Here is a 13,315-nt window from a genome sequence, read left to right on the forward strand (position 1 = left end):
GCTCCGCCCGTGCGTCAGCCGCGCGCCCGGTTCGATGCCCCGAACAGCGCGGCACCGGCCACCAGCGCGGCAGCGCCCAGCGCGTAGGACGGCTCGACCCCGATGCTGTCGACGAGGATGCCGCCGACACCTGCCGCGACCATGATCGCGGCCTGGAATCCGACGACGACGAGACTCCCGCCGGCCTCCAGACGATCCGGCATCCGATGCCCGACCCAGGTGTTGACGACGATCAGCCAGGACGCGAAGAAGAAGCCCCAGACGAACACAGCGATCCCGACTCCGGGCACCGAGTCCGACAGCAGGATGGTCGCCACGACGGTGGCGGCGATCACGGCCGGCGCGAGCACCGCGAAGAACCGGAACGACCGGTCGATGATCAGGCCGATGGTGAGGTTGCCGATCAGGCCGCCGATACCGAACAGCGCCAGCAGCATGACGATCGTGCCGGCGTCGACGTCCGGCATCCGCTCCAGCGCGAGACGGATGTAGGTGTACGCGAGGAAGTGGCCGAGCACGACCAGCACGTGGCCGGCGAGTCCGAGGCCGACGCCGGGGCGGCGGATCGTGTCGAGCAGGAGCCGGAAGCTCGATACCTGCGCGGCCGGAACCGGCGGGAGCATCGTCCGCAGCGCGATCGCCAGCACACCGGTCACGATGCCGGCGAGCGCGAACACCGCACGCCAGTCCATCGCCTCGCTCAGGATGACGCCGACCGGAACGCCGGCGACCGTCGCGAGCGACGTGCCGGCGGAGGTGAACATCACGGCCCGGCCGAGCCGCTCCGGTCCGGCGATGCGTACGGCGACCGTGATCGACATCGACCAGAACGTGCTCAGCGCCGCGCCCAGCAGAAAGCGGGCGAGGAGCACGAGGACGAGGTTCGGCGCGATCGCGACTATGAGATTGGATGCCGCGGCGGCGAGCGCCATCCACACCAGCAGCGAGCGACGGTCCAGGCGCGGGAAGACCATGCCGACCGTCGGCGCGACGATCAGCCCGACCAGCGCAGTGACGGTGACGGTCTGCCCGGCCTGGCCCGGCGTGACGCCGAGCCCGTCGGCCATCTCGGTGAGCATGCCGTTGGGGAGGAACTCGGCCGTGACGAGCAGGAAGCTCAGCATCATCACGACGATGAGCGCTCCGTACCGGATGCGTTCGGCAGGGGCCGCTGCGGCGACGGGAATGGGCGCGGTCGTTGTCATGATCCAACCCTCGCAGCCGGGCGGATGCTGCGCCCGACCACCCGTCCGCGGCATCCGACTGATCGTCCGGTGTCGACCCGGTCTGGACACGCGAGCGGCACGCGCCTAAGCTCGCTCCTGCGCCGGGACGCCCCCGGAAGAAAGTCCGCGAGAGAGGAGCTGTGACATGAACGCTGTCGTCGTCGCGCCTCTCGCCGACCACCTTCCCCTCGAGGCCACCCGCTCCTGATCCGCGTGTGGCCTCCCTTCCGGAGCAACCACCGTGACTGATCCCCTCGCGTCATTCGACGCATCCCTTTCCTTCCGCCCTTCCGTCGAGTTCGATGAGTCCATCACCTTCGCCGATGTCGAACCGGACGAAGACCAGCGCTGGTCCACGTGGCCGGCGATCACGCCGTCCGAACGAGGACCCGAGCCATGGCCCGATTGGGTCGTGACCTCCGCCGGGGCACTCGACACCGAGCTCGGCGTGCTCAAGACGGGCAAGGAGGCCGACGTCTTCCTGATCGAACGCGCCGTGCCCGGCAGTCCGACCGAGCGCACCCTGCTCGCAGCCAAGCGCTATCGCAGCCCCGAGCACCGCAGCTTCCACCGTTCTGGCGTCTATACGGAGGGTCGCGGCGTGCAGAAGTCCCGCGACGCCCGCGCCATCGCGAAGAAGACGGCGTTCGGTCGCGAGGTGGCGGCCTCCGAGTGGTCGTTCGCCGAGTTCAACGCGCTGAGCCGCATGTGGGAACTGGGTGCTCCGGTCCCCTATCCCGTTCAGGTGAACGAGACGGAGGTGCTGATGGAGTTCATCGGCACGGATGGCGCGGCCGCTCCGCGCCTCGCTCAGGAGCGCGGCGACCGGGCGGTGCTCGCGGGCTATTACGCGCAGATCGTCGAGATCATGCACATCTTCGCCGGCGCCGGCTACGCGCACGGAGACCTTTCGCCGTACAACCTTCTGGTGCAGGACGGGCGCGTGCGGGTGATCGATCTGCCGCAGATCGTCGACGTCATCGCGAACCCGCAGGGGCTCGATCTGCTGCATCGCGACTGCGTCAACGTGTGCGACTGGTTCGCCCGGCACCGCGTGGAGTGCGATGCGGAGGAGCTGTTCGCCGAGCTCATGGCGTCGTCGTACGCGTGAGGCACGGCGTCCGGCCGCGGGCACGCGGCGCGCCGCTACCTGTCGTTCACCGGATCCGGCCAGACTTCGAGCATGAGTACGTCTGATAACAGTGCGGTCCCGGTCCCCGAGGCGACCGCGAACAGCGGCGCCGTCGCCGTCGTCGGCCTCGACCTTCGCGGCGAGACCCCCGCTCCGAAGAAGCAGGTGTACTCGTGGGCGCTGTGGGACTGGGCGACGCAGCCGTTCAACACCGTCATCCTGACGTTCATCTTCACGGCGCTGTACCTGACGACCGACGTCTTCCTGCCGCCGGAGATCGCCGCGCTCGACCCCGACAGCGACGCGTACAAGGCGGCCGAGGCCGGTCTCGCCTCGGGCCTCGGGCTCGGCTCGACGATCGCGGCGTTCGCGATCCTGCTGCTCGCGCCTGTGCTCGGACAGCGCGCGGATGCCGCCGGCCGGCAGAAGCTCTGGCTCGGGATCGGCACCGGCGCGCTCATCCTCTGCATGTTCGGACTGTGGTTCGTCGAACCGACGCCGGCGCTGTTCTGGCTGGGCGTGGCCCTGATCTCGGCGGGTTCGGTGTTCGGCGAGATCGCCGCGGTGAACTCCAACGCCATGCTGATCGGGATCGCGAACCCCAAGACCGTCGGCAAGATCTCGGGCCTCGGCTGGGGCTTCGGGTACATCGGCGGCATCGTGGCGCTGGTCATCGTCGTCATCTTCTACATGACCGGGTGGTTCGGGCTCCCCGACGACGGCGGCCTTCCCTTCCGCCTGATCGCCGTCGGCTGCGCGGTGTGGGCGATCGTCTTCAGCATCCCGATCTTCCTGAACGTCCCGGAGCCCTCGCTCGGCCGACCCGATCGCAAGGTCGGCTTCTTCCGCTCGTACGTGCTGCTCACGAAGGACGTCATCAGCCTCTATCGCTCGCCCGAGACGCGTCCGACGTTCTGGTTCCTGCTCTCGAGCGCCGTGTTCCGCGACGGCCTCGGCGGCGTCTTCGCGTTCGGCGCGATCATCGCCGGTCAGGTGTTCGGCTTCGAGTTCCTCGAACTCGTGATCTTCGGCATCGCCGCGAACCTCATCGCCGGGGTCTCGACGATCCTCGCCGGCCGCCTCGACGACCGCTTCGGCCCCAAGCGGATCATCCTGGTCGCGCTGGGCTCGATGGTCGTCGCGGGCCTCGCGGTCTTCTTCCTCGTGGATGCGGGCACGGTGGTGTTCTGGATCGGCGGGCTGCTGCTGTGCGCTTTCGTCGGGCCGGCGCAGGCGGCATCCCGCTCGTTCCTGGCGCGCGTGACGCCAGCCGGACGCGAGGGCGAGATCTTCGGCCTCTACGCCACGACCGGACGCGCCGCGAGCTGGATGGCATCCGGTGCCTGGACGCTGCTGATCGTTCTCACCAGCGCGACGGCGTTCGGCATCCTCGGCATCGTGCTCGTGCTGCTGCTGGGCTTCCTGCTGCTGCTGCCGGTGAAGGCGCCCCCGGCGGCCTGACGCCGCTTCAGCCCCAGTTGTCGGCGAGCTTGCCGAGCAGGCGCGCGAGCTCGCGAGCCTCGTCGTCGGTGAACGACTCGAGCGCCTTCGAGAGCGCCTGGCGCCGCTCGCCGCGCATGCCGCGTGCGATGCGACGGCCGTCCTCGGTGAGCGCGATGCGGGTGCGGCGGGCGTCGTCGGGGTCGGCCTCGCGCTGCACGAGTCCGCGCTGGACGCCCTGCTGAACGAGCCGCGACGCGCGCGGCTGGTCCACGCCGATCGCCTCGCCGAGCGCGCTGACGCTGAGTGGTTCGGATGCCGTCGCGAGAGCATCCAGCATCCGGATCCATGCCGGCCCGCCGAGACGCCCGCCGGGTGCTGCCGGACCGCCGGCCCATGGCGGCATCCCGAATCCGGGGCGGTGACCGTGCCCGTGCACGTGCTCGCCGCGCTCGCCGTGCGGACCGCCGTGGCCATGACCGTGCGGGCCGCCGCCGGGCATCCGTCGTCCGCGCAGACGCGACAGGGCGTGCGCGATGGCTTCGGCGGGGTCGGGATTCTCGGTGCTCACGACCTCAACTTTACATGCGACTTGACATGCATTCGCATTGCATGTCACACTACATATACATGCGCAGTTACAAGCAAAGGACTTCTCTCATGAACACCACTGAGAACAACGAACAGAACCCCCGCCCCTTCGGCTACTGGCTGAAGGCGGTCGACCGCCTCATGGCCGCCGAGTTCGCCACCGCCTTCGAATCCTTCGGCGTCACGCGCCGCGAATGGCGCCTGCTGAACCGCATCGACGGCACCGTCTCGGGCGATGACCGGCCGCTGACGGTGCACAAGCTGGGCCGGCTCATCGAGCTCGGCTGGGTGACGGATGCCGATGGCAGCTGGACCCTCACCGACGAAGGTCGCGACGCCAAGCAGCGCCTCGGCGACATCGTCGACGGCATCCGCGCGAAGGTCGCCGACGCCGTCCCCGCCGAAGACCTCGCCACCACGATCGCGACGCTCGAGCAGCTCGCTCGCGCGTTCGGCTGGGACGAGAACACGCCGCTTCCGCGCGTGGGCGGACGCGGACATCGTCACGGACGTCGTGGTTTCGGACCTCGTGGCTTCGGCCGCGGGTTCGGGCGCGGTTTCGGGCACGGGCACGGCTTCGGTCATGGCTTCGACCCCCGCGGGTTCGGGCACGTCGGCCACGCTTCAGCGGACTTCGGCGATCGCGGCTTCGGCGAGCGCCGCGACTGCCGCCACGACGAGCATTCATTCGCGCATGGCGAGGAGCGCGGGCGCCACGGCCACGGCCACCACGGCCACGGCCGGGCGCGGTTCGCTCGGTTCGCGCAGGGTGCCTACGAGCGCGGCTTCGACGCCGGGTTCGGCCGCGGGCGCGGCGAGCACTGACCCCCGACATCCTTGCTGTATGAGAAGTGCCGGTTACGAGCTAGTCATAACCGGCACTTCTCATACGTGCTGAACGCGAACAAGGACTGCGCGGTCAGCCGGGCAACCCCAAGAAGACCATGAAGCCGACGGCACCGAACAGCAGCACAGCCAGTCCGGCATAGATCGCGACGGTCCAGCCGCGGTAGTTGTTCCCTTCGGTTCCGCCGGCGGCGGGGCTCACGTAATTCCGGCTCGCCTCGTCGCGAGCAGTCGCGGCGCGTGAAGCGGCCGCGCGTGACTCCGCTTTCTGCGCAGCGGTCGGGGGCACAACCTCCTGCTTGTGGGCCGATGCCGAGGTCCATGTATCGTTCGGCGCCCAGGTGCTGCGCTTGCGAAGAGCAGGAGCTTCCGGAGTGTCTGTCGCGTCAGCCGAGCCGTTCTCCGACGGCGCCGGGGGGATGACCGGCTCCGGCGCGGGGGCCGGTGGAGCTGCGCTGAACTCGGGCGGCGGCGGCACCTCGAAATCTTCGATCGCCGCTTCGGCATCGGGAGCGGCGACCGTCTCCGGCGCCGGCACGGCGAAAGCGTCGACGCCGGGGGCTGCGGATGGCGCTGACGGTTCACCGCCTGACACGGACGCATCGGTCGTGGCATCCTCGCCGGGATCTTGCGGGTTCTCCGTGTTCTCGCCGCTCATGCTCTCGATAGTACGTGTGGGTGCGGCGATCCGCTCGTGGTCAGCCGCCGACGGATCCGGTGTCGACGGTGCCGACATCGGTGCGGTGGAAGTTCTGGAACGAGCGGGATGCCGTCGGCCCCCGCTGCCCCTGATAGCGGTTGCCGTAGGGGCCGGAGCCATACGGGTTCTCGGCGGCCGAGGTGAGGCGGAAGAAACAGAGCTGCCCGATCTTCATGCCGGGCCACAGCTTGATCGGCAGCGTGGCGACGTTCGCGAGCTCGAGGGTGACGTGGCCGGTGAACCCGGGGTCGATGAAGCCCGCGGTCGAGTGGGTGATGAGTCCGAGGCGGCCGAGCGAGGACTTGCCCTCCAGGCGTGCGGCGATGTCGTCGGCCAGCGAGACCTGCTCGAACGTCGCGCCGAGCGCGAACTCTCCGGGGTGCAGGATGAACGGCTCGTCCGGCTTGACCTCGATCAGGCGGGTGAGCTCGGGCTGGTCCTCAGCGGGGTCGATGAACGGGTACTTGTGGTTGTCGAACAGACGGAAGTACCGGTCCAGGCGCACGTCGATGCTCGACGGCTGGATCATCTCCGGCTCATGCGGGTTCAGGCCGATCCGGCCGGATGCGAGTTCTGCCTTGATATCGCGGTCGCTGAGAAGCACGGGATTCAGCCTACTGTCCGGCGTGCACCGCCTCGCGCGTTTGTTATGCTGGCCAGACGCCGCAAGGCCTCGGGACTGTAGTTCAATGGTAGAACTTCTGCTTCCCAAGCAGACAGCGCGGGTTCGATTCCCGTCAGTCCCTCCACCTCATCGAACATTTCTGATTCGATGGCCTCATGCCTCACGATGTCGTGAATCAGCCATCGCCGCGCACCGACCTCGACGAGTACGCCACGAACATCGCACTGGTGGAGGGCGTCGAACGCCATGATGCCGCCTGGGCCCACCATCGACTGCATCCGACCGGGCAGCGGGTGGGGACGGCCTCCTTCCAGCGCGACGCCGAACGCGCGAACCGTCACGAGCCCGTCCTGCACACGCACGACCGCTACGGCCATCGCATCGACGAGGTCGAGTACGACGACGCGTACCACCGGGTCATCAGCGCGGCCGTCGCCGACGGCGCGCACACCAGCGCCTACGTCGAGCCGATGCCCGGCGCGAACGTCGCGAGAGCTGCGACCTTCATGCTCTACGCACAGATCGAGCCCGGGCACGCGTGCCCCGTCTCGATGACGCACGCCGTCGTTCCGGTGCTGCAGCAGCACGGTGAAGCCGAATGGCTCCGGCGCACGTTCAGCACGACGTACGACCCCGAGCTGAAGGCCGACAAGCACAGCGCCCTGTTCGGCATGGCGATGACCGAGAAGCAGGGCGGATCCGACGTCCGCACGAACACGACGACCGCCACCCCGATCGGTGACGGCCGATACCTGCTGAACGGTCACAAGTGGTTCTGCTCCGCCCCGATGTCGGACGCCTTCCTCGTGCTCGCGCAGGCGCCCGGCGGGCTGTCGTGCTTCCTACTGCCGCGCATCCTCGGCGACGGTGCGCCGGGCGGCATCCGCATCCAGCGTCTCAAGGACAAGCTCGGAAACCGGGCCAACGCGTCGAGCGAGGTCGAGTACGAGGATGCCTTCGCCACCCTCGTCGGAGACGAGGGCCGCGGTGTCCGCACAATCATCGACATGGTCGCCCGCACCCGCCTGGACTGCGTGCTCGGCTCGACCGCCGGCATGCGCCAGGCGACCGCCGAAGCCGCGTGGCACACGAGGAATCGATCGGCGTTCGGACGGATGCTGATCGACCAGCCCGCCATGATGTCGGTGCTCGCCGACCTGCAGCTCGAGACCGAGGCCGCCACCGCCACGGCGCTGCGGCTCGCCCGTGCACACGACGATGACGCCTCGGACGAGGAGATCGCGTTCCGGCGGCTGGCCACCGCCGTCGCGAAGTACTGGATCTGCAAGCGCGGGCCCGGTCACGCGTACGAGGCGCTGGAATGCCTGGGCGGCAACGGCTACACCGAGTCCTTCCCGCTCGCGATGCGCTACCGCGAGCAGCCGGTGATGGCGGTCTGGGAGGGTTCCGGCAACGTGATCGCCCTCGACGTTCTCCGCGCGCTCGGGCGCGACGGCGACTCGCTCGCGGCGTTCGACGCCGAGGTGTCGCGCGCCGCCGGCGCCGATCAACGCCTCGATGACTGGATCGCTCATATCCGCCGGCTCGCCCGCGACGTGGCACCCGACCCGCAGCCGGATGCCACTGCCCGCCGCCTCGTCGGCGCACTCGCGCTCGCGCTGCAGGGCTCGCTGCTCGTTCGCCACGCACCGCACGCCGTCGCGGATGCCTTCTGCGCGACGAGGCTGTCCGGCGATCCGTTCGGCGGTGCGCTCTACGGCGCGCTGCCGCCGGGTGTGGATACCGCGGCCATCGCCGCGCGCGCCTGAGCAGAGTATTCGAGCACGCCCCCGCTCAGCGCTCCCGCAGCGCCCGCCCCATCCGCTCCAGGGCCTCGCGCAGCACAGGCCGCGGCGTCGCGAACACGAACCTGGTGAACCCGACCGCCGCCTGCCCGCATGCCGCGCCGTCGGTCATCGCAACGCCCGCATTCTCGCGGAACCACTCGCCCAGATCTCCGGTGAGCCCGGTCGCACGGAGATCGAGGAGAGCGATGTACGTCCCCTCCGGCATGGTCACCTGAACGTCCGGCAGGTGCTCGGCGACCAGCTCGACGAGGAGCCGGCGGTTGCCGTCGAGATACTCGACGACATCGTCGAGCCAACCGCCACCCGCCGTGTACGCCGCGAGGTTCGCGACCGCGCCGGTCGTCGAGGTTCCGTGTCCGATCCAGCCGTCGTCGGCCTCCCACTTCTCCAGCGACTCGGCGTTCGAGAAGATGATCTGCGCGCATTTGAGCCCGGCGAGATTCCACGCCTTCGATGCGGATGCCGCCGTGACCGTGTGCGCGGCGGCGGCAGGCGACACCGAGGCGTACGGGATGTGCGTCGCCGGCGCATAGACCAGCGGCGCGTGGATCTCGTCCGAGAACACCCGCCCGCCGGCATCCGCCACGGTGTCGGCGATCCGCAGCAGCTCTTCTCTCGTCGCCACAGTCCCGAGCGGATTGTGCGGATTGCACAGCACGAGCAGCTCGCCGCCGTCGGCGAACGCCGCGGCGACACCTTCGTGATCCATCACCCACCGGCCGTCCACCTGGATGCTCGGCACCTCGATGACGCGCCGTCCGTGCCGCGGCGGCACCGACAGGAACGGCATGTACGCGGGCGTGGGAACGATGATCGCGGCATCCGGCTTCGTGAAGTTCTTGATCGCGAACTCCAGCGCCACGATGACGTCGGGCACGAGGCGCACCTGGTCGGGCGTGAGGCTCCAGCGGTGGTGTTCGGCGTACCGGCGCGCCGTCGCCTCCTGGAGCGCGGTGGCGAGGTGCTGCGGGAGGTATCCGGTCAGCCCGGCCTTCAGCGATTCGTCGATCGCATCGGTGATGGCGGGCGCGACGCCGAAGTCCATCTCGGCGACGAACGCGCCGATGGCGTCCGGGAACATGGTCCACTTGACGCTGCCGGCGGCATGCAGCTCGGCCGCCGTGATCGCGTCGAAGGCGTGCGCGGTCATGCCTCCAGACGCTCCGCGACGATCCGGGCGGTGGCCTCGGGATGGATGCTGTGACCCACCGACTCGGGCACCTCCAGGTACTCGGCATCCGGCATCAGCTCCGCGAGTCGAGCTGCCGCGCCGACCAGGAACGGCATCGTCTCGACGCCGCACAGGATCGTCACGGGCATCCGCACTTCGCGCATCGCCTCCGACGGCATCGAGGCGCGCTGCGTCACCAGGACGTCATAGACCGTGGACGCGCCGAGCGGTGCCGTCTCGGCGAACAGCGGCGACGTGCGGAACTGCTCGATGGCGGCATCCGGCAAGCCGACCGCCTCCCGCTGGAAGGCGACCACCGCGTCCCCCGGGCGCCCCTCATCCGCCATCGTCTGCAGGCGATCGGCGAGATCAGCGGCAGGGTCGTCCTCGCCGAAACGGAACGGCGGCTCCGAGAGGAACAGGTGCGTCATCGGCACGCCCTCACCCGCCGCGAAGAGGGCGAGCACCGCACCGGAGGAATGGCCGAGCACCGCCGCACCGCCACCGGCCTCCGTTCCGGTCTCGGATGCCGCCGCGATCACGGCCGCGAGGTCCTCGACCTCTCGTTCGGGTGCGGCCGGCCGCGTCTCACCGCTGTCACCCCGCGCGCGCCGGTCGTAGGTGATCGCACGCAAACCGGCAGCGGCCATCGCGCGCGCGATCTCCGCGGCATCCTTCGCTCGCGAGAGCGCGCCGTTCACGATGACGATGGCCGGGCCGGAGCCGACAGAGTGCGTGGCGATCGGTGTTCCGTCTGCGGAGGTGACGATGTCCATGCCACCAGGCAACACCCGAGCGGCGTACGGGGTCAACCGCAGACCGCTCGGACGCAGCGTCACACCGGTTCGGGATGCTTGCCCGATGCCGCCGGACCGGCATCCCCCAGACCCTCGGCGTCCGCCGTCCCCTCCTTCACCGGAAGGATGAGGTCCAGCGGCATCGTGCTCGTGTCGAGGAGTTCATTGCCGTCCTGTTCGGCGACGAGCTCCTCGGCCTCGGCGTTGGTCTCCACCGTCGGGAAGGAGCCCAGCAGGGGCCGCTTGGCCGTCTCCTTCATCGAGAGCATCGCGACGCCACCGAGGGCGGCGAAGAACATGATGTAGAACGCCGGCATGTAGGTGTTGCCGGTGAGGTTGATCAGCGCCTGGCTGAACAGCGGAGTCGTGCCTCCGAACAGCGACACTGCCACGTTGTAGGCGATCGCCATCGCGCCGAATCGCGAGGCGGTCGGGAACAGGGCCGGAAGAGCGGATGCTGCGATCGCCACGTAGAACGCCACGGGGATCGCGACCATCGCCAGCGCGATCATGACCGCCCATTCCTGACCGATCTGCATGATCGTGAAGGCCGGGACCATGAGCACGATCGTCGAGATGACCGCGATGCCGTACACGGGCCTGCGCCCGATCCGGTCGGAGAGCTTGCCGATGAACGGCAGGCACGCGCTCATCACGATGAGCACCGGAACCGTGGCCACGGCGGCCATCAGATTGGAGACGCCGACCTCGGTCTCGAGATACGTCGGCATGTAACTGGTCAGCGCATAGCCGGCCGTGTTCGTCGCCGACACCAGGGCGATGCCGATGAGGACCTCGCGCCAGTGATGGCGGAGGATGCCCGGGATGCCGTGCCGGCCGAGCGGATCGTCGCGGTGCCCCGCGCGGGCATCCTCGGTCTCGGCCTCGAACGCCGGGGTCTCCGGGATCCTCAGGCGGAACCAGATCGCTACTGCGCCGAGCGGGATCGCGACGAGGAACGGAATACGCCAGCCGTACTCGACCATCGCGTTCGCGCCGGAGATGCCCTCGACGATCCAGGTCGTGACGGCGACTGTCGACGCACCGGCTGCGAACCCGACGTAGGAGCCGACGTCGAGGAACGATGACCAGTAGCCGCGGGAGCGATCCGGCGAGAACTCCGACACGTACGTCGTCGCACCGGCGTACTCGCCGCCGGTCGAGAAACCCTGAACCATCTTCAGGATGTACAGCGGGACGATCGCCCACAGGCCGATGGCCGCGGACGTGGGCAGCAGGCCGATGAGCCCCGTGGCGATCGCCATCATCGTCATCGTCAGGAACAGCACGCGCTGCCGGCCGATCCTGTCGCCGAGCGGGCCGAGGATGAAGCCGCCCAGCGGCCGCACCAGGAACGAGATCGCGAACCCGAACAGGGTCAGGAGCAGACCGAGCCCGCCGGGCGCGTCGGCGGTGAACACCGTGGTCAGCGTCACTGCGAGGTAGCCGTAGATGCCGAAGTCGAACCACTCCATGAAGTTGCCGACGACGGTTCCGGATATCGCGGTGCGCAGTTTCGACTTCTTGACGACGAGGACGTCGTCGACTTCAAGCGCTCTGCGACGTGTGATGGTCTTCTTTCGGCTGGACATCTTCACTCCTCAGGGCGGATGGAACGCTTGCCGATTGAACGCGCTCAAACCTATACGCCTCATCTTGAAGAACGCGCAGGCGAGGCGGTGTTCCCCCGTGATATCGCGCGTGTCACGCGTGCTCGACGCGCGCTAGCACCGCGTGAACCCGACCGTCAACCCCACTGTCAGCGAGCACTCAGCGTGCCAGCATCGGTACATCACAACCGAAGGAGACTCCCCATGAACATCGCTCTGGTGGTCATCATCGTCGTCGCTATCGTCCTCGCGATCGTCGGCGGCCTCACCGAGGCGCTCGGCTGGCTTCTGTGGGTCGCGCTCATCGTCGGCGTCATCGCCCTGATCGCGTTCCTCTTCAGGGTGATCGGCGGACGGAACCGCGTCTGACGCAGATCATCGAAGCCGGGCCGTGACATCGATCACGGCCCGGCTTCGTGGTGCGACCGGGATCAGGCCGCGGAGCTGCTGGCGGACCGCGTCTGCCGGCGCCACTCTCGTGGTGTGACCCCGTGCGCACGCCCGAAGGCCCGGGTGAACGTGGTCACATCGCTGAAGCCGGACTCGTACCCCACCCATTCGACGGTGCGATCGGGTGCATCGCGCAGCAGACGCTCGGCGATCCGCAGCCGTTCCGCTCGAAGCACGGACGCCGGCGACAGTCCGACCATCTCGAACACCTGGTACAGCCGGCGCCTTGAGACGAAGTGCTCTCGCGCGACGGCATCCATGTCGAGTCCGCGCAGCGTCGCATTGACCCGCAGATACTCCTGCACCGCATGACGCAGCCCACGAGATGTGCGCGGAACACTGCTTCCTTCACCGAACGATGAGCGGATCATCACCGCCGCGAGATCCCGCACGGTCTCGCCGACCTCCGTCCCGGCGCCATCGGGCAGCGCATCGACGTACGAGAACAGGTTGCGGGCTGCGGGCGCACGCCACCCCCCGGGCAAGGCGAGACGTCGCATGGCGTCCTCGACCATATTGCGGGGCAATCCCAGTGAAGCGCGCGAGACCTGCACGATCAGCTGCTGCTGACCGGTAGGCGAGTAGTCCAGGTAGTACGGCCGATCGGTCGCGTACACGGTGACCGAGCCCGGCCGGACCGCGGTCGATCCCCCGCCGGCGACGACGGTTCCCGACGACGATCGCTGCAGCGACAGATGCAGGTCGTCGCTGTGCGCGCGGTGGGCCAGGCCCTCGGTCCGGTCCGCGCTGGTGCCGCTCGTGGACACCAGAGACACCGATACCGCCTCGTCCAGTCCGGTGTGCTCCATCCGTCCTTGGAAGGACGGTTCGAATCCGGCACACCGCAAAGGCACGAAGCATCCGCTGACGACGGTCTCCCATTCGTCGGCGCTCTCCACTTCGAGAACAACCACGTTCG

The 13,315-nt window shown here is 68.8% G+C and carries 13 protein-coding genes and 1 tRNA gene; 6 read left to right on the forward strand and 8 right to left on the reverse strand.

Going from position 1 to position 13,315, the window contains the following annotated elements:
• Positions 1 to 14: 14 nt before the first annotated feature.
• A complete protein-coding gene (locus IM776_RS15005) occupies positions 15 to 1,205 on the reverse strand; it encodes an MFS transporter (protein ID WP_194420936.1) in 1,191 nt (396 codons plus the stop codon).
• Positions 1,206 to 1,467: 262 nt separating this feature from the next.
• On the opposite strand from IM776_RS15005, the gene IM776_RS15010 reads away from it, so the two are divergent.
• Together IM776_RS15010 and IM776_RS15015 are read left to right on the forward strand one after the other, a co-directional pair.
• On the forward strand, positions 1,468 to 2,337 hold the full coding sequence (locus tag IM776_RS15010) for a serine protein kinase RIO (protein ID WP_194420937.1): 870 nt from the start codon (positions 1,468 to 1,470) through the stop codon (positions 2,335 to 2,337).
• Positions 2,338 to 2,409: 72 nt separating this feature from the next.
• A complete protein-coding gene (locus IM776_RS15015) occupies positions 2,410 to 3,819 on the forward strand; it encodes an MFS transporter (protein ID WP_194420938.1) in 1,410 nt (469 codons plus the stop codon).
• Positions 3,820 to 3,826: 7 nt separating this feature from the next.
• Here IM776_RS15015 and IM776_RS15020 read toward each other — a convergent pair whose 3' ends face one another.
• The gene (locus tag IM776_RS15020) at positions 3,827 to 4,369 is read right to left on the reverse strand and encodes a MarR family winged helix-turn-helix transcriptional regulator (RefSeq protein ID WP_228479795.1); all 543 of its coding nucleotides are present in this window, start codon (positions 4,367 to 4,369) and stop codon (positions 3,827 to 3,829) included.
• An 89-nt stretch (positions 4,370 to 4,458) separates the two neighbouring features.
• On the opposite strand from IM776_RS15020, the gene IM776_RS15025 reads away from it, so the two are divergent.
• Complete coding sequence (locus tag IM776_RS15025; RefSeq protein WP_194420939.1) at positions 4,459 to 5,214, forward strand: MarR family winged helix-turn-helix transcriptional regulator; 756 nt, start codon at positions 4,459 to 4,461, stop codon at positions 5,212 to 5,214.
• Between the two features lie 94 nt (positions 5,215 to 5,308).
• Here IM776_RS15025 and IM776_RS15030 read toward each other — a convergent pair whose 3' ends face one another.
• Positions 5,309 to 5,893, reverse strand: a complete 585-nt coding sequence (locus IM776_RS15030) for a hypothetical protein (protein ID WP_194420940.1) — start codon at positions 5,891 to 5,893, stop codon at positions 5,309 to 5,311.
• Positions 5,894 to 5,933: 40 nt separating this feature from the next.
• Entirely contained in the window at positions 5,934 to 6,539 is a 606-nt protein-coding gene (gene dcd / locus IM776_RS15035) for a dCTP deaminase (RefSeq protein WP_194420941.1), read from the reverse strand.
• A gap of 71 nt (positions 6,540 to 6,610) precedes the next feature.
• Here dcd and IM776_RS15040 point away from each other — a divergent pair.
• Both IM776_RS15040 and IM776_RS15045 read left to right on the forward strand, forming a co-directional pair.
• Positions 6,611 to 6,684: transfer RNA gene (locus tag IM776_RS15040), tRNA-Gly, on the forward strand.
• 31 nt (positions 6,685 to 6,715) lie between these two features.
• On the forward strand, positions 6,716 to 8,329 hold the full coding sequence (locus IM776_RS15045) for an acyl-CoA dehydrogenase family protein (RefSeq protein ID WP_194420942.1): 1,614 nt from the start codon (positions 6,716 to 6,718) through the stop codon (positions 8,327 to 8,329).
• Positions 8,330 to 8,354: 25 nt separating this feature from the next.
• On the opposite strand, the gene IM776_RS15050 is transcribed toward IM776_RS15045, so the two are convergent.
• From IM776_RS15050 to IM776_RS15060, 3 genes are read right to left on the reverse strand one after another with little or no spacing between them, the layout of a single operon-like run.
• Positions 8,355 to 9,518 (reverse strand): MalY/PatB family protein, encoded by a 1,164-nt coding sequence (locus IM776_RS15050; protein ID WP_194420943.1) that lies wholly within the window; start codon positions 9,516 to 9,518, stop codon positions 8,355 to 8,357.
• Positions 9,515 to 10,315 carry an alpha/beta fold hydrolase gene (locus IM776_RS15055; RefSeq protein ID WP_194420944.1) on the reverse strand — a complete coding sequence of 267 codons (801 nt, stop codon included), beginning with the start codon at positions 10,313 to 10,315 and terminating at the stop codon, positions 9,515 to 9,517. Before IM776_RS15055 ends, IM776_RS15050 begins: the two co-directional genes overlap by 4 nt.
• Positions 10,316 to 10,374: 59 nt before the next feature.
• A complete protein-coding gene (locus tag IM776_RS15060; protein WP_194420945.1) occupies positions 10,375 to 11,928 on the reverse strand; it encodes an MFS transporter in 1,554 nt (517 codons plus the stop codon).
• Between the two features lie 222 nt (positions 11,929 to 12,150).
• Here IM776_RS15060 and IM776_RS15065 point away from each other — a divergent pair, with 222 nt between their 5' ends.
• Complete coding sequence (locus IM776_RS15065; protein ID WP_194420946.1) at positions 12,151 to 12,315, forward strand: hypothetical protein; 165 nt, start codon at positions 12,151 to 12,153, stop codon at positions 12,313 to 12,315.
• Between the two features lie 62 nt (positions 12,316 to 12,377).
• Here IM776_RS15065 and IM776_RS15070 read toward each other — a convergent pair whose 3' ends face one another.
• The gene (locus tag IM776_RS15070) at positions 12,378 to 13,310 is read right to left on the reverse strand and encodes a helix-turn-helix domain-containing protein (RefSeq protein WP_194420947.1); all 933 of its coding nucleotides are present in this window, start codon (positions 13,308 to 13,310) and stop codon (positions 12,378 to 12,380) included.
• Positions 13,311 to 13,315 lie beyond the last annotated feature (5 nt).

The sequence above is a fragment of the Microbacterium abyssi genome, assembly GCF_015277895.1.
In the GTDB taxonomy this organism is placed as follows: Bacteria; Actinomycetota; Actinomycetes; order Actinomycetales; family Microbacteriaceae; genus Microbacterium; species Microbacterium abyssi.

Bases quoted from the DNA above. Each gene is read 5' to 3' on its own strand.
- IM776_RS15045 (WP_194420942.1), top strand. From the start codon at position 6,716: ATGCCTCACGATGTCGTGAATCAGCCATCGCCGCGCACCGACCTCGAC.
- IM776_RS15030 (WP_194420940.1), bottom strand. From the start codon at position 5,893: ATGAGCGGCGAGAACACGGAGAACCCGCAAGATCCCGGCGAGGATGCC.
- IM776_RS15005 (WP_194420936.1), bottom strand. From the start codon at position 1,205: ATGACAACGACCGCGCCCATTCCCGTCGCCGCAGCGGCCCCTGCCGAA.
- IM776_RS15060 (WP_194420945.1), bottom strand. From the start codon at position 11,928: ATGTCCAGCCGAAAGAAGACCATCACACGTCGCAGAGCGCTTGAAGTC.
- IM776_RS15015 (WP_194420938.1), top strand. From the start codon at position 2,410: ATGAGTACGTCTGATAACAGTGCGGTCCCGGTCCCCGAGGCGACCGCG.
- IM776_RS15055 (WP_194420944.1), bottom strand. From the start codon at position 10,315: ATGGACATCGTCACCTCCGCAGACGGAACACCGATCGCCACGCACTCT.
- IM776_RS15025 (WP_194420939.1), top strand. From the start codon at position 4,459: ATGAACACCACTGAGAACAACGAACAGAACCCCCGCCCCTTCGGCTAC.
- IM776_RS15050 (WP_194420943.1), bottom strand. From the start codon at position 9,518: ATGACCGCGCACGCCTTCGACGCGATCACGGCGGCCGAGCTGCATGCC.
- IM776_RS15065 (WP_194420946.1), top strand. From the start codon at position 12,151: ATGAACATCGCTCTGGTGGTCATCATCGTCGTCGCTATCGTCCTCGCG.